At 71.7% G+C, this 15774-nt stretch carries 15 protein-coding genes; 4 read left to right on the top strand and 11 right to left on the bottom strand.

What is annotated here, in order from left to right; translation table 11 throughout:
* Nucleotides 1-5: 5 nt before the first annotated feature.
* From AB0C21_RS07750 to AB0C21_RS07800, 11 genes are all read right to left on the bottom strand, one after another.
* Complete coding sequence (locus tag AB0C21_RS07750) at nucleotides 6-377, bottom strand: hypothetical protein (RefSeq protein ID WP_149260125.1); 372 nt, start codon at nucleotides 375-377, stop codon at nucleotides 6-8.
* A gap of 591 nt (nucleotides 378-968) precedes the next feature.
* On the bottom strand, nucleotides 969-2231 hold the full coding sequence (locus AB0C21_RS07755; RefSeq protein WP_500203251.1) for a hypothetical protein: 1263 nt from the start codon (nucleotides 2229-2231) through the stop codon (nucleotides 969-971).
* A 195-nt stretch (nucleotides 2232-2426) separates the two neighbouring features.
* Entirely contained in the window at nucleotides 2427-2870 is a 444-nt protein-coding gene (locus AB0C21_RS07760) for an Rv3654c family TadE-like protein (RefSeq protein WP_500203252.1), read from the bottom strand.
* A 141-nt stretch (nucleotides 2871-3011) separates the two neighbouring features.
* Nucleotides 3012-3374, bottom strand: coding sequence for a TadE family type IV pilus minor pilin (locus AB0C21_RS07765; protein WP_500203319.1), 363 nt, complete (start codon nucleotides 3372-3374; stop codon nucleotides 3012-3014).
* A complete protein-coding gene (locus tag AB0C21_RS07770; protein ID WP_500203253.1) occupies nucleotides 3371-3565 on the bottom strand; it encodes a DUF4244 domain-containing protein in 195 nt (64 codons plus the stop codon). Before AB0C21_RS07770 ends, AB0C21_RS07765 begins: the two co-directional genes overlap by 4 nt.
* An 87-nt stretch (nucleotides 3566-3652) precedes the next feature.
* A complete protein-coding gene (locus AB0C21_RS07775) occupies nucleotides 3653-4342 on the bottom strand; it encodes a type II secretion system F family protein (protein WP_500203254.1) in 690 nt (229 codons plus the stop codon).
* A gap of 828 nt (nucleotides 4343-5170) precedes the next feature.
* Nucleotides 5171-5866 carry a type II secretion system F family protein gene (locus AB0C21_RS07780; RefSeq protein WP_500203255.1) on the bottom strand — a complete coding sequence of 232 codons (696 nt, stop codon included), beginning with the start codon at nucleotides 5864-5866 and terminating at the stop codon, nucleotides 5171-5173.
* Between the two features lie 94 nt (nucleotides 5867-5960).
* Nucleotides 5961-7112 (bottom strand): TadA family conjugal transfer-associated ATPase, encoded by a 1152-nt coding sequence (locus tag AB0C21_RS07785; protein WP_500203256.1) that lies wholly within the window; start codon nucleotides 7110-7112, stop codon nucleotides 5961-5963.
* The gene (ssd, locus tag AB0C21_RS07790) at nucleotides 7109-8182 is read right to left on the bottom strand and encodes a septum site-determining protein Ssd (RefSeq protein ID WP_500203257.1); all 1074 of its coding nucleotides are present in this window, start codon (nucleotides 8180-8182) and stop codon (nucleotides 7109-7111) included. Before ssd ends, AB0C21_RS07785 begins: the two co-directional genes overlap by 4 nt.
* Nucleotides 8183-9130: 948 nt before the next feature.
* Entirely contained in the window at nucleotides 9131-9748 is a 618-nt protein-coding gene (locus AB0C21_RS07795; protein ID WP_500203258.1) for a pentapeptide repeat-containing protein, read from the bottom strand.
* Between the two features lie 31 nt (nucleotides 9749-9779).
* The gene (locus tag AB0C21_RS07800) at nucleotides 9780-10571 is read right to left on the bottom strand and encodes a Fic family protein (RefSeq protein WP_500203259.1); all 792 of its coding nucleotides are present in this window, start codon (nucleotides 10569-10571) and stop codon (nucleotides 9780-9782) included.
* A 248-nt stretch (nucleotides 10572-10819) separates the two neighbouring features.
* On the opposite strand from AB0C21_RS07800, the gene acs reads away from it, so the two are divergent.
* From acs to AB0C21_RS07820, 4 genes are all read left to right on the top strand, one after another.
* Entirely contained in the window at nucleotides 10820-12787 is a 1968-nt protein-coding gene (gene acs / locus AB0C21_RS07805; protein WP_500203261.1) for an acetate--CoA ligase, read from the top strand.
* Nucleotides 12788-13097: 310 nt separating this feature from the next.
* Nucleotides 13098-14336 carry a Na+/H+ antiporter NhaA gene (gene nhaA / locus AB0C21_RS07810; RefSeq protein WP_500203262.1) on the top strand — a complete coding sequence of 413 codons (1239 nt, stop codon included), beginning with the start codon at nucleotides 13098-13100 and terminating at the stop codon, nucleotides 14334-14336.
* 8 nt (nucleotides 14337-14344) lie between these two features.
* Complete coding sequence (locus tag AB0C21_RS07815; protein WP_500203263.1) at nucleotides 14345-14776, top strand: phage holin family protein; 432 nt, start codon at nucleotides 14345-14347, stop codon at nucleotides 14774-14776.
* 8 nt (nucleotides 14777-14784) lie between these two features.
* Nucleotides 14785-15708: an alpha/beta fold hydrolase gene (locus AB0C21_RS07820; RefSeq protein WP_500203264.1), complete on the top strand. Its 924-nt coding sequence runs from the start codon at nucleotides 14785-14787 to the stop codon at nucleotides 15706-15708.
* The last annotated feature ends 66 nt before the right edge of the window (nucleotides 15709-15774 follow it).

The following is a 15774-nucleotide window of genomic DNA, read 5'->3' on the forward strand; positions in this document are numbered from 1 at the left end:
CCGGGTCAGTTGGGGGCGACCCGCTGGGCCGGGACGGAGGCCTGGTCGTCCATCCCGCGCCGGGCCTGGGCCAGCGCCTGCTGGAGCTTGCGGCGCTCCATCTCGAGCGTGTGCAGGGACTCCTCGTGCTCGTCCCGCAGGTCCCGCAGTTCCCGCCGCATGTTCATCGCGCGCCGGAAGCCCAGCGACGCGAGCATCATCCCCGCCATGAACACGATGGCGAGCACGGCGCCGGCCATGAAGACCTGCCACTGCGACGTGATCCCCGGAACCTCGTCGCCGAACAGGGTCAGCCGGGCCGGGCCCGGGTTGTCCAGCACCACGGCGACGCCGGCCGCACCGGCGGCGAGCGCGATGAGCACTCCCAGGAAGATCATGCGGAGGGTCTCCTCTCCATCGGGCCTTGCCGCCCCCGTGCGGGACGAGGCCGAGGTCTCGGACGACAGAACGCATCGCCGGACAAGCCAGGCGATCCGATTGGCAAGGCAGCCTAGACCGTGCTCAGACCCCTCGCCAGCCCCACAACCACCCCCCGCCCCCAGCGGACCAAGCACCCGCCCCCCGCAAGCATCCATCCCGAGGACCGATTCACCGTCCCCGGTTTGGCCCCGACAGGTCCGTTGCGGCTGACCTGCGCCTCCACCCGTCGCCGACGCCGGCGCGGCTCTCAGAAGATCTCGTAAGGACCGCACAGTGTCCCTGAACCTGGCGGAGAGGGTCGTTCGACGATCCACCGTGCCACGCACGACCGAGGCCAAGATCATCGCGAGAGGCGGCAGCCGTGACGAGCAACCAAGCGGACGGCAGGCGACCCGCCAACGATCCAGCCATACCGACTGCGCGCCCGCCCCATGTGCCCCTATCCCCATCGACCAGTACTGCGCCCGCGGGGCTCGCAACTAGCCTAGAAACACCGCCCACGCACGCCCGCCCAGCTCAACCACGACGCCGGGAACCGCGCCCGGTGGTCACTTGCGGCGGCGGCCGCGCTTGGGCTTCGTGTTCGTGCCGGGCTCGGCGAGGCGGACGTTCACTCCGCTGGAGGGCTTGCCGAGAGTCGCGGGACGGCGGCCGGCCTTCGGCTTCGAGTCGCTGACGGCCGTGCCCGCGGCGCGCTTGGGCGAGCGGGCGCCCTTGGCTCCGGCCGCGACGACCGGGGCGGTCTTGGCGCGCGCCTCGGCGCGCGCGATCTGCTCGCGGGCCTTGCTCACGCGCCTGCGGCCGGTGCCGCTGCGCGCGATGCGGGCCGCCATGCCGTTGCTGCTCGTGCCGGCCTGGGCGACGCGGAGGCGCCGCGTCCAGGTCCCGAGGTGCGCGGCGACGATCAGCAGGACCAGCGCGATGCCGACGCTCTTGCCCCACTGGAGCCGGTCGGTCGCCGCGACGTTCTGGGCCTTCGGCGAGTCGGTGGCGATCTGCGGCGCGGGGTAGGTGAGCCCGGGCGTCGCGCCGTCCGGCTGGACGGACGGGAGGGTGACCGGCGACTCGTTGTTGAACGGGGTCAGGGGCGTCCCAGTACCGGGAACCGTGGAGCCTCCGGACGGGAGGGACGGTGCCGAGCTGCCGGGGACGGAACCCGCTCCACCGCCGAGCGAGGCGGTCGCCGAGGCGGTGCTCGAGTCGAGCGATCCGCCCGTGCCGGTGGAGCGCCTGGCTCGGACGCCCACGGACACCGCGCCGCTGGACCTGGTGAGCGACAGGGTGGTGGAGCAGCTCGTCCCGTGGCAGAGGGAGCCCACCGAGCCCGCCTTGGACTTCACACCCGAGCCGGCGAGCGTGTAGCCGATGAGGTCGTCTTCGAGGCCGCGGTTCCACTTCACGACGAGCTTGCCGCCGGACGCGCTGGCGGACACGCCGGTGGGGGCCGCCGGCGCGATGCGCACCGTGAAGGTGTTGGAGTCGTAGACGTTGTTGGTCTGCTTGCCCTTCAGGTAGACCTTGTAGCGGCCATTCCTGCTGATCGAGAAGGTTCCGGACATATCCCCGGAGAAGCCCTTCTCCTGGAGGAACGTGTCACCGATCCCGGGACCGTCCACCCGCAACTGCATCGTGATCGCGAAGTCGAAGTGCGCCTTGGCGGTGACCTGGGACCCGCTGGTGATGACGGCGCCGTCCGCCGGGGTGATGACGCTTGTCGTGGCCGCCTGCGCAGGCAGGGCGGCGAGTACCGGGAAGCTCATCGCAAGGGGTGCCGCGAGTGCGATCGCACCGAGCCTGCGAATGATGGTCACGGCCTCAATCCCTTCGACAGCTCGCGCCGATCTCGTTCCGCCGGGCGCACCGCACCTGGCGATAACTATGGGCTTACGGCAGCGTAACGTACCACCGGGTAGCAAAAGTCACAGGAGGATGACAAAGAGGAACGTGTTTTCACTCCCTGCAACCTCCCACCCCTATTGACACTCAGTGCAACGAGGCATGTGGCGCTAGGGTACGCCGTCCTGCCCCACAGGACCAGCCCTCGCCCGGGAAACGATCCTGCGCCCCTTCAGCCCCATGGGCATCGTGACGTCGACGGCCACCAGGACATCGACGATCTCGCCTCTCACCTGGCACCGCACCACACGAGCCCCTGACTGGATCGCGATCGCCTTCGCTCTCGCACAGGCGGCTCCGCCCCCGTCGGAGACCCGCGCCGCGCCCGCCAGCGCCGCCGTGTCGGCCGCCGCCTCCCCTCGATGCCGCGCGCTTCGGACCCCGCCGACCAGGACCGCCGCCACTCCCACCACCCAGATGAGGACGGCGAACGCCAGCACCCAGACCGTCCCCGACCCCCGATCTCCCGACCGTGAACCCCGCCCACTCCTCGTCCTCCCTCTACACCTGCGGAGCCGGCAGGCCGTATCGGACGTGGGGGTGCCGCCTTGCATGACCTCTCCAATCCGTTGACGTGGTGGACTGCCGCCACGAGTCGTCCTGGCAGGCCTCGATCAGCCGGAACGCGCTGCCCTCCGTGGCGGCGTCTCCCACCCCGCCCCCCGGTTCGACCTCCCGGTTCGCCGGTCGAGGCGTCACGGGCTTGTGGCGGGCGGGAGGCCGGGTTCTGCCTCGGCGGCCGCGTGGGCGCGGACGACGAGGGCCGGTAGGCCGATCGCGGCGGCGGTGTCGACGGAGGCCGAGATGTCCACGCGGACGGTGGCCTCATCGCGGTGAACCTGGACGGTCGCACCCTTCGGAACGGCCCTCACCACCAGGTCGCGCACGGCGGTGAGGGACTCACCTCTGGCTGCCGCCCGGGCGCCGCTCCGAGCCGCGTCCGTACAGGCGAGCTGCACGGACGCCGCCCTCACGCCCCACAGCACGATCGCAGTGATCAGCACCAGGGCGGGAAGGGCCACGGCGATCTCCGCCGTGGCCGTCCCGCGATCCTTCAGCCGGCCAGTTTGAGGGCCTTCTCGATGATCTGTAAGAGCATCGTCTTCACCTGCGAGCTGGTCACGATCTTGAACAGCAGGCCGGCGAAGGCCGCCGCGGCGATGGTGCCGACCGCGTACTCGGCGGTGGACATCCCGCGGTCCCCGCATGCTCCGGACCATCGCCGCACCACCGTTTTCCACGCCCTCATCGGGGCTCCTTTCGCTCGTTGTCGGTTCAAGGCTGCCGAGGCGGGACGCAGGGTGACGGGCGAACCGCATTCTGTGGATAACCCGGCTCACCAGGGCAGGAGGAGCGTCGAGGCGATTCCGGCGATGGCCGGGACGACGCCGAGCAGGACGAAGGCGGGCAGGAAGCACAGGCCGAGCGGGGCGAGCGCCCGGATGCCCGCCGCCCGCGCCCTGGCGGCGGCGGCCGAACGGGCCACCCTCCGCTGGTCGCGAGCGAGACGGCTCAGGGACGGGGCCAACGCCGCTCCCGTGGACGCCGCCCGGACGGCCGCCCGCGCCAAAGGCGCGAGCATCGGCTCCTCCGCCAAAGCGAGCCAGGCCTCTGCCGGGTCGGCCCCGAGCCGGATCTGGACGGACACGGCCCGCAACTCGTCGCCGAGCGGGCCTCCCACCGCGTCCGCGACCGCATCGACCGCCTCGTGCCAGGGCGCCCCGCCGCGCAGGCAGGCGGCGAGGAGATCGACCGCGACGGGAAGGTCCGCGACGAGCCGTGCCTGTCTGCGGCGGCGTTCCCCACTGCCGAGACGGCTGAAGGACAGCCAGACGGCCACGGCGACGAGGACACCAAGCACACAACCGGCCGGGCCGCCCAACGTCAGCGCGCACAGCACCCCCGCAACGCCCGCGGCCACCCGCCGAAGGATGACGTCACGGCGCCCGGTCTCCTCGGCGGGCCCGTCCCGCTCCTTCACCTCCGCGGATTGGGCGGCCGTCTCGGCGGGACGCACACGCGGCACCGGAACGAACCGCCGTTTGGGAACCGCGTGCCTCGGCGAAGGCCCTCCAAACTGACCGACCAGCCTCCGCGTGGCGACGCTCGTCCCCCGGGGCACAAGAAAGCCCGAGGCCGCCGCACACAGCACGACCATCAGCGCCGTCATCACTTCACCTACTTCCTGCTCGCCTCGACCATGCACACCGCCTGCCGGCAAGGCCCCCTTCATTCACGACGAGGCGCTCCTGCGGCGCGTGGACGATCGGCTCTCCGGGCCACCCGCCGACCGGATCTCCCGGCTGCCCACCGACCGGATCTCCCGGCTACCCACCGACTCACCCACCGACCGCCCGCAATTCCGACAGCCCCCCGCGCACGTCCTTCCAGTGACACCTCCGCCGTGGCCCGGGCCCTCCTCCGCCCTGATCGCCCCGGATCAACACCCCGACCAGCGCCTCCGCCGCGACGCGTGCCCTCCTCCGTCCCGATCACCCGGATCACGCCCCAACCAGCACCTCCGCCGCGCACGTCCTTGCAGTGACACCTCCGCCGTGGCCCGGGCCCTCCTCCGCCCCGATCACCCCGGATCAACACCCCAACCAGCACCTTCGCCGCGCACGTCCTTGCAGTGACACCTCCGCCGTGACGCGCGCCCTCCGCCGCCCCGATCACCCGGGTCGACGTCTCGACCGGTGCCTCTGCCGGGACTCGGGTGGTCCGCCAACCGGTGGCCGGGCACTCGCGTCTGCTGGACTGCGCGAGCGCTTCGGTTGGCGGGGCAGGTTCGATCCCTGCCGGGGAGACGCGCGGCACAGCCGCAGGCGGCGGCCTTCAGGCCCAGGGCCGTGGGTCAGCGAGGGGATTCGGCGGATTTGGCCAAGTGGCGGGTCCAGTAGAGGCCGGTGGCGTTGAGGGCGGTGCCCGTGATCAGGCAGGCGAGGCCGGGGAGGGTGGTGCAGAGGAACGGGATGGGGTGCGCACCCAGCGCGGCGGCCATGGCCAGGCCCAAGAGGGGCAGCGCGGCCAGGAGGCGCGCCGTCGCTCGGGGGCCGGCGAGTTGGACGGATACGTCCTGGCGTTGGGCCTCCTCGTCGCGGAGGGCGCTTGCCAGCCCGTCCAGGACGGTGGCCAGTGTGCCGCCGCGTTCGGAGCCGACCCGCCAGCAGGCCGCCAGGAGCCGCAGGCCCTCGGCACCCGGCTGCGTGGCCAGTTCGTCCAGGTGGTCAGGGGGTGGACGAGGCAGGCTGAGCAGTTCCCTGGACACGTGCGGGTCGAGGACGGCGGCGGCCGCAGTGAACGCCTCGTCAGGTGTCCGGCCCGCGGACAACTCGGCCGCCATGGCATCGCAGAGTTCGATGATCGAGGTCCGGCGGCGTTGCGGAAGCGTCCGGCGCTCCTTCAGGGCCTCCAATCTGGTGCGTAGTGGGCGTATCGGGTCGGAGGGCGGAGGGGCGAGCAGGTGGTCTAGACGGTGGGTCGCCGGGGCGGGCAGCAGGTAGGTCCACGCGGCGGCTGCTGCACAGAGGACCGCCAGGGCGATCAACACAAGGAGCCTCCCAAGCGGTCTGGACGGTGGCTCACTGACGTGGGTCTCCAGCAGGTCCACGTGGCGGGGGCTGGGCGGAGGGCGGTTGCGATCGTCATGGGGTGCCTCGCAGGCGGGTTGTGAGTGCGTCTGTGCCTGCGGCGGGGATTACTTCGCCGGAGGCGGTGAACGAGACTGCGGGGACGACGCCGACCAGGCCGTCCGGGCCTCGTTGCAGGAGGCAGATCTCGGCTACCCGGCGGCGACCTCCGCCTGGGTCGCGGACCAGGTGGACCACGATGTCCAAGGCGGCGGCCAGTTGGCTGTGGACAGCCTCCCGGGTGAGGCCGGCCGCGCAGGCGAGGGCTTCGAGCCGCGCGGGGACGTCTGCTGCCGTGTTCGCGTGCAGAGTGCCGCAGCCCCCTTCATGGCCGGTATTCAGCGCTTGCAGCAAGACCACCACCTCGCGGCCTCTCACCTCGCCCACTACCAACCGGTCGGGGCGCATGCGGAGGGCTTGGCGGACCAGGTCGTTCAGGGTCACGCCTCCGGCACCTTCGGTGTTGGGGGGACGCGCCTCCAGCCGAACAACGTGGGGATGGTCGGGCTTGAGCTCGGCCGAGTCCTCAACCAGGAGGAGGCGCTCCAGCGGGTTGACCTGGGAGAGGAGGCTGCTCAGGAGCGTGGTCTTGCCTGTGCCGGTTCCGCCGCTGATCAGGAAGGCCGCTCGGGACTCGATCAGGGCGGCCAGCAGGTCGGCACCCTCGGGTGGGACGGTGCGGGCCGCGACCAGCTCGTCCAACGTGAAGGCGCGGCGGCGCGGGAGGCGCAAGGACAGGCAGGTTCCGGTCGCGGCGACCGGTGGAAGGACAGCGTGCAGACGCACGCCGCCCGGGAGGCGCGCGTCGGCGTAGGGGGAGGCGTCGTCGAGGCGGCGGCCCGCTGCGGCGGTGAGGCGCTGGGCGAGGCGGCGGAGGGTCGCCTCGTCGGGGAAGCGCACCGCGGTGCGGACGAGGCCGGAGCCGGTGTCGATCCAGACCTCGTCGGGGCCGTTGACCAGGACGTCGGTGACGTCCGGGGAGCGCAGCAGCGGTTCCAGAGGGCCCGCGCCGACGAACTCGGCGCGTAACTCGTCGGCCAGGGCCAGTACCTCGCGGTCGCCGAGGAGCCGCTCCTCCGCGCGCAGCGCCGCGGCGACGCGGCCGGTCGTGGCTTCGCCGCCGGTGTGGGCGAGACGGTCGCGGACGGCGCTGGAGAGCCCGGTCATGCGGCCTCCCGGTAGGCGTAGGGCTGGAGGGCGAGGTCGGCCAGGACGGTGGTGCAGAAGTCGGCCAGGGGGCCGCGGCGGCAGGCCCGTTCGAGGTCGCCGCCGTCGACGGCGGCGGGGAGTCGGCGGTCGCGGTCGAAGGACCCGGCGGACGGGATGCCGAGGACGCTCGCGATCGCGTCGGGGGTGAGGCCGCCCGGCGCCGGGCCCTGGATGACGAGGCGCAGGTCGGGGGTGTCGCGGCGGAGGGCGGCGGCGAGGCCGTCGGCCGCCACGGTGGCGCGGACCTCGGCCGGGACGAGCAGGAGCGTGACGGCGGCGGCGCGCAGGGCCGCGCGGCCGATGTCGCCCGGATGGCGGGGAACGTCCACGACGACCAGGTCGAACCCGCGGGCGGCGGCGTCGAACAGGGAGCGGACCGCCTCCTCGGAGACCGGGACGGGCTCGCCGCGCCGCCAGGACAGCACGGACAGGTCGCCCGAACTGGGCAGGGTCTCGCGGAGAGTCGCGGCGCTCAGGCGGCCGCGGCGTTCGGCGAGGTCGTGCCAGCGGACGCCCTCATGCGACTCCAGCCCGAGGACGAGGTCGATGCCCCCGCCGAACGGGTCGGCGTCGACGAGGAGGGTGCGCAGGCCCTGGCCCGCCGACGAGAGGCCGAGCGCGGTCGCGAGAACGCTGGCCCCTGCTCCGCCTCGGGCGCCGACGACGCAGAGTGTGGTGGCCCAGCCGCCCTCGGGTTCGCAGGCGGCGGCGAAGGCGTCGATCAGCCAGTTCTCGTGGTCGGGGAGGGCGACGACGTCCTGCGCCCCTGCCTCCACGGCCATGCGGTACGCGTCGGGGGCGGTGCCGCCGGTGACGAGGACGACGCCCGGACGGCGTTGGAGGCCGGCGGAGGCGAGGTCATCGGCGAGGTCGGCGCCCACGAGGATGAGGGCGGGCCAAGCCCAGGCGGGTCTCGCCTCATCGGCGCTGTAGGCGACCTCGGCGTGGGCGTCCGCGGCTGCGGCGAGGCGGAGGAGGTCGTCGGCGAGCGCGGGGTCGCCGGTGACGATCAGTGCCGCGAGGTTCATCGGATGCTCCTTCGACGTTCGGAGACATCCACCTTGCGGGCCACGTCGACGGCGGCGAGCAGGATCCACCAACTGTGGATAACTCTGCCCCGCGCGGTGCTCGAACGATGCCGCCCTGAGGAGGGGGTGTGAGGGGCGGGCGGGCGGTGGCGTGGGGATGGTGCCTGTGGCCACCGCCCGGCCGCCTCACGACAAGGCGACCCCCGCCGGGGGGGAGAGCGGGGGTCGCCGGCGGTCCGGCTCCGGGGGGGTAGAGCCGGCCCGCTTTCCCAGAAAAGTCTCAGGGGAGTTCGGGCTAAGCCGCGGGTAAGTCCGCCCTATGGAAGAGGCAAACTCACCGACTCCAGTCTAGGCGGATACAACATATGCTGCCCGATCGTCGAGAGTTCCGTCGAGCGGCAAACTCGCCCGGCACATGGCGATTTTTCGCACCTGACGACGACGATCCGCCGGAGCGGTCGGCGCAGGGCGCCGCCCGGGCCCGGCAAGGGCCCCCGTTCCGGCGCACACGAAGTGCATCGGGACGGGAGTGGGAGCGTACAGGAGAACTAAAGATCTTTCCTGCGCCCGGCACGATCGGCGGCCAAATGGCGACGATTACCCTGAGTGATCAATTTCGCGATCCGAACGACGATTACGGAAGTCCGGAATATCCCTTCTTGCCCGCAGCGGTCGCGGGAGTCCCGTCCGGCGCCGCCTCGCCCGCCCTGGCGGACATTCCGAAAGGGGGGTTGTCATCTGGGCAAATAAGGCGTAGACAGGTCATACGGACCCAGTGTCCGGGCACGGCAGCCGGGTACCCACGCGCGACCAGCCGCGGGAGGCGCGTCGAGACGGGCTTGACCCGATCCGACGGATATGAGGTGCACGCTTGGTAACCCGGTGTGACGTGCTTCAGCGGCGGCGTCCCGGCACGGGGCGCCGTTCGCTTTGCGCCGCGCCACCGTCCTACTCGCGGACGTCCAGCCCCAGCGCCGTCGCGAGGACGATCGCCTGGTAGGGATCGATCACCGCGCGCCTCAGCTCGACGGTGAGCGGGTCCAGTGACGACAGGTCGCTGCCGCGCAGGTCGCAGCGGGAGAAGTCGGCCTTGTGCAGCGCCGCCCCCGACAAATCGACCCCGCGCAGTTCGGCTCCGGCGCACCGGGCGCCGGTGAGGTCGGCCTCGCGCATCCGCACGTCCGTGAACGACGCCCGCCGCAGGTCGGCCCCGGGCAGGCCGGTGAACGACCAGTCGCCGCCCTTGACCTTCATCAGGTCGTAGGTGCAGCCGTCGAACATGCTCCCGACGAACTTGCACCCCGTGAAGGCCGCGTCGAAGAAGCCGCACCGGACGAACGTGCAGTTGAGGAACGCCCCGTCCTTGTGGCTGGACGCGTTGAAGCGCACGCCCCGGAACGTGCAGTCGGTGAAGACGGCTCCGGTGCCCTCGGCTTCGGTCATGTCCACGTCCACGAACAGGACGCTGTCGTGCCGCTCACCGGTCAGGTCACGCGAATCCCAGTTCGCCGACGAGATCGTGGTGTCCGTCGGCGCCGCAGGGCGCCCGTACATGCGATCGGCCATGTGACCAGCATGGACCCACCGAGTGACAGTCTCAGCCGCGCATGAACGCTTCGCAGATGGCCTGCGAGTCGCGCGCGGCGGCGGCGATGGCCGAGGAGCAGTGGGCGATCCACCGCGCCACGCCCTCCGACGTACCGGACGTGTAGGCGCGAAGGGCCTCGGCGTACTCGTCGGAGAGTTCGAGGTGCCCGACCTCCGGTGCGACCAGGGACTTGGGGTCGAGCCCACGGGCGACGAGGGTGATCCGCTGAGCGGCGCGGGCGACGATGCCGTCCCCCCACCCGAACGGGCGCAGCGCCAGGAGCTCGCCGTGCACGATCGACGAGACCACCAGTGCCGGCGCCTTGGTGGGTTCGGTCAGCAGCCCGCTGAGCGCGTCCAGGCGCGCCGCCACCTCGGACGGCGACGGCGGCTCCCCGAGCCCGAGGACGTCCTTCACGACGCCGTCGCCGGAGCGGGGACGTCCGAGATCGGCGCTGTCGACCGCGTCCGCCGCAGCGAGGACGTGCAGGCGCGCCAATGCCTGCCGCGGTGCCTTGCGCCAGACCTCGGTCAGCGTCCCGAGCTCGGCCGACACGCGCAGCGCCCCTTGCACGACGGGGTCGGACGGGCTGTCCGTGGTGCGCAGCTCGTCCAGCGTGACCGAGGCGCCGTCGAGGACGGCGGAGGCCCGGGCGCCGCGCAGCGCCGACTCCGTGGACACCTCGGAGCTGCGCCGCCGCAGGATGCGGTGGCCGAGCAGCCGGTCCACGGCCCTGCGCGCCTCGTCGACGGCGTCGGCGACGCCGGGAAGGTTCGCAACATCAGCTAGAGCATCGGTCACGGCCCGACCCTATGCCGTCGTCCGGAGCGCTCGCGCAACGGCCCGCCAGGGCGTGGAACGGAAACGATTTCCTCCCCCCGGACGTGGGAAGGCCCGTTGTGTCGGGTATCACACAGCAGGATCCGGAGCCGTGAGCGCCGGTCGCGCTCGTCCTCGACACCCGGGATCGCGGCCTTGTGGGGACCGGGACCTACCTGGTGGAGTGGGGATACCGGGCGACCCCCGCTTCAGCTAGCAAGGAGTTCGCGTTGAGCCAGAGCCAAGAAACACTGTCGAACCTTCTGCAGGAGACGCGCCGCTTCCCCCCGCCCGCGGAGCTCGCCGCCTCTGCGAACGTCAAGGCCGACGCCTATGAGCGGGCCGCCGAGGACCGCCTCGGCTACTGGGCGGAGCAGGCGGACCGGCTCACCTGGTCGAAGCGCTGGGACGACGTCCTGGACTGGAGCAACCCGCCGTTCGCGAAGTGGTTCGTGGGCGGGGAGCTGAACGTCGCCTACAACTGCGTCGACCGGCATGTGGAGGCCGGACGCGGCGACAAGGTCGCCTACCACTGGGAGGGGGAACCGGGCGACTCCCGCACCCTCACCTACGCCGACCTCCAGCGCGAGGTGAACAGGGCCGCGAACGCCCTCCTCGAGCTGGGCGTCCGCAAGGGCGACCGGGTCGCGATCTACCTCCCGATGATCCCCGAGCTGCCGATCTCGATGCTGGCTTGCGCCCGCATCGGCGCGACCCACTCGGTGGTGTTCGGCGGCTTCTCCGCGGAGGCGCTCCGGACGCGCATCGACGACGCGCAGGCCAAGCTCGTCATCACCGCGGACGGAGGCTTCCGGCGCGGCAAGCCGTCCGACCTCAAGGGGATCGTGGACGAGGCCGTCGCGCAGACGCCGTCGATCGAGCACGTCCTCGTGGTGCGCCGCACCGGCGAGGAGGTGGCCGAGCACGACCGCGACGTGTGGTGGCACGACGTCGTGGAGCGGCAGAGCGACCAGCACACCGCCGAGCCCATGGACTCGGAGCACCCGCTGTACATCCTGTACACGTCCGGGACGACGGGTAAGCCGAAGGGCATCCTGCACACCAGCGGCGGCTACCTGACCCAGTGCGCGTACACGCACTGGGCGGTGTTCGACCTGAAGCCGGAGACGGACGTCTACTGGTGCTCGGCCGACATCGGCTGGGTGACGGGCCACTCCTACATCGTGTACGGACCGCTCGCCAACGGCTCGACCAGCGTCATCTACGAGGGGACGCCCGACACCCCCAACAAGGGCCGCTGGTGGGACATCATCCAGAAGTACAAGGTGTCCATCTTCTACACGGCGCCCACGGCGATCCGCACGTTCATGAAGTGGGGCGACGACATCCCGGCCCAGTACGACCTGTCGTCCCTGCGCGTGCTGGGGTCGGTCGGCGAGCCGATCAACCCCGAGGCCTACGTCTGGTACCGCAGGAACATCGGCGCCGACCGGACCCCGGTGGTCGACACGTGGTGGCAGACCGAGACCGGCGCCATCATGATCAGCCCGCTGCCCGGGGTCACGGAGGGCAAGCCGGGTGCGGCGATGCGCCCGCTGCCCGGTATCGCCGCGGACGTCGTGGACGACCAGGGACAGTCGGTCCCGGACGGCGGCGGCGGGTTCATGGTGATCCGGGAGCCCTGGCCCGGCATGCTCCGCACGATCTGGGGCGACGACGAGCGGTACGTCAAGACGTACTGGTCGCGTTTCGAGGGCCTGTACTTCGCCGGTGACGGCGCCAAGAAGGACGCGGACGGCGACATGTGGCTGCTCGGCCGCGTGGACGACGTCATGCTCGTGTCCGGCCACAACATCTCCACGACGGAGGTGGAGTCGGCGCTGGTCTCGCACCCGAAGGTCGCCGAGTCGGCGGTGGTCGGCGCGACGGACCCGGTCACCGGGCAGGCCATCGTGGCGTTCGTGATCCCGCGCGGCGACGCCGGCGGCGACGTCGAGGGCGAGGACTTCCTGCGGGAGCTGCGCAACCACGTCGCCAAGACCCTCGGCCCGATCGCCAAGCCCCGGCAGATCATGATCGTTCCGGAGCTGCCGAAGACCCGCTCCGGCAAGATCATGCGGCGGCTGCTGCGGGACGTGGCCGAGAACCGCAGCATCGGCGACGTCACGACCCTCGCGGACAGCACGGTGATGGACCTCATCTCCGAGAAGCTGCCCAGCACCAAGTCGGACGAGTGACCCCGCGGCACCCCTAGGGACCGCTAAGGCCCGCGCCTGGCACACCGCCGGGCGCGGGCCGCTTTCATGCCCGAGGCAGAGCTGCTGTGTGCCCGCGGCAAGGCTGCTCTGTGTCTGCGGCAAGGCCGCTCTCGCGCCCGCGGCAGGACCGCGTCCGTGCCCCAGGCAGAGGCCGCTCGGCCGCCTCACCAGGCGGACCAGGTAAAATATCCCCAGGTGCGCCGGGAAGTCTGGTCGGCAGGGGACGTCCCGTGATGACGCGGGCCGTGGCCTTGTCCAGACCGCCCGCAACTTCCCCAGGGGTTTCCTTATGGCGCGCCCGCCCGTGAAGCGCCGCGTTGCAGCAACGTGGCCGTTCCGTCCGACCGTCTACTACGGCACCCAGGTCGCCAGTGCGCTCCGCACCGAGACGATCGGCGGCGTGGTGATGCTGCTCGCGGCGGTCGCCGCCCTGGTGTGGGCCAACACTCCCTGGGCCGACGCCTACAAGAGCCTCCAGACGTTCGAGATCAGCCCGCACTGGCTGCACATCGGCCACATGGACGTGCAGCACTGGGCGTCCAGCGGGCTGCTGGCGGTCTTCTTCTTCATCGCCGGCCTGGAGCTGCGCGAGGAGCTGACCCACGGTGAGCTGCGCAATCCGCGGGACGCGGCGCTGCCGATGATCGCCGCGGCTGCCGGGGTGGCGGTCCCGGCGCTGATCTTCCTCGCGGTGAGCGCGGGCGAGCCGGGCGCGTTCGACGGATGGGCCGTGCCGACGGCGACGGACATCGCGTTCGCCCTCGCCGTGCTCGCCGTGACGTTCACCTCGTGTCCGGCGCCGCTGCGCGCCTTCCTGCTGACGCTGGCAGTGGTGGACGACCTGATCGCCATCACCATCATCGCGCTCTTCTACACCCACGCCCTGCACTGGGTGCCGCTGCTTCTCGCCGTGGCGCTGATCGCGGGGTACGGCCTGCTCCAGTACCGGGGCGTCCGTTCGCCCTGGGTGTACGTGCCTCTCGCCGTCCTGGCCTGGTACTGCCTCCAGCGGAGCGGGATCCACGCGACCGTCGCGGGCGTCGCGCTGGGAATGCTCACCAGCTCGAAGCGGTCGGCGGACGGAAGGCCGACGAACGCCGAGCGCGCCGACCACGCGCTGCGCCCCTTCTCGGCGGGCGTGGCGGTGCCGGTGTTCGCCTTCGTGTCGGCCGGCGTCGGGCTCGGCGCGGCGCAACTGGGCGCCGTGTTCACCGACCGGGTGGCCCTCGGCGTGATCGCCGGGCTCGTGGTCGGTAAGTTCGTGGGCGTCTTCGGCGGGGCGTGGGCGGCCGTGCGGCTCGGCCTGGCGACGCTGGGGGAGGATCTGCACTGGCATGAGATCGCGGGGGTCGCGCTCCTGGCCGGGGTGGGTTTCACCGTTTCGCTGCTGATCGGCGGTTTGGCCTATACCGACCCGTCACAATTCGAGAGAGTGACGACTGCGGTCCTGATCGCGAGCGTTCTCGCCTCGGCGGCCGCGGCCGTCGTCTTCCGCAGAAGGGTGCGCGTGCGCGCGCGCCCGGACTAAGGAGAAAAATGTCCGAGGCAGTACCGGGCGAGCGCGTCGAGGACAAGTCCCTCGGCGAGCTGGTCGCGCTGGCGTCGAGCAGCGTCTCCGACCTGATCAGGGCCGAGATGGACCTGGCCAAGCTGGAGCTGAAGGCCGACGCCAAGAAGGCCGCGCTGGGCAGCGTGATGTTCACGATCGCCGCGCTGATGGGCGGGCTGGTCGTCATCCTGCTGTCGATCATGTTCGCCTACGTTCTGGTGGCCGTCGGCCTCTCGCACTGGCTCTCGTTCCTCATCGTGGCCGTCGGATACGCCGTCCTCGCCGCGCTCCTGATCTTCATCGGATGGACCCGCATCCGCAAGATCGAGAAGGCGCAGCGGACCCGCAGAACGCTCAGGGACGACTTCAAGGCGCTGCGCCACCGCGGCGACTCCGATGATCCCGAGCTGACGGCCTGACCGGCGCCGTGTCCGGGCACGAGTCGTCCCTGATCGAGGTCGAGGGGCCGTGGACGCACCGGCAGGTCAGCGCCGGCGGGACGCGCTTCCACGTCGCCGAGGCCGGTGAGGGGCCGCTCGTCCTGCTGCTGCACGGGTTCCCCGAGTTCTGGTGGTCGTGGCACCACCAGCTGGTCTCGCTGCCCGCCGCGGGCTACCGGGCCGCGGCCGTCGATCTGCGCGGCTACGGCGGCAGCGACAAGCCGCCGCGCGGGTACGACCTGGTCACGCTGGCCGGGGACGCCGCCGGGCTCGTCCGCGCGCTGGGCGAGGCGAACGCGACCGTCGTCGGGCACGACTGGGGCGGGCTGCTCGCCTGGACGATGGCCGTCTACCACCCGAAGATCGTCCAGCGGCTGGCGGTGGTGAGCGCCCCGCACCCGCTGCGGCTGCGGCAGGCCGTCGCCGGCGACCCGCGCGGGCAGGGCTGGGCGGCGCGCCACAGCTTCGGCTTCCAGGTGCCGCTGTGGCCCGAACGGCGCCTGGTCCGCGACGACGCGGCGCTGGTCGGAAAGCTCCTGCACGACTGGTCAGGGCCGGGCTGGCCGGACGAGCGCACTGAGCGGCTCGTACGGAAGGCCGTACAAATCCCTGGGGTGGCCCACAGCGCGCTGGAGTACTACCGCTGGCTCATCCGCTCGCAGGCCCGCCCTGACGGGATCCGCTACGCGCACCGTATGCGCACCTCCATCCACGCCCCGACGCTCCAGCTGCACGGCGCGCTCGACACCTGCACCCTCCCGGCCAGCGCGCAGGGCTCCGGACGCTACGTGCAGGGCCCCTACCGTTGGTCGCTCCTAGAGAACGCGGGGCACTTCCCTCACCAGGAACGTCCGCAGGCGTTCGACGCGCAACTCCTCGACTGGCTGGCCGACCCGGGGGCCGATCACTGACCCCGCGTACCGTAGAGGGATGCGGGATCGGGACGAGTCGGGACGCCCACGCAACGCACGCCCACG

This window comes from Spirillospora sp. NPDC049024 (genome assembly GCF_040649235.1).
Lineage (GTDB): Bacteria > Actinomycetota > Actinomycetes > Streptosporangiales > Streptosporangiaceae > Spirillospora.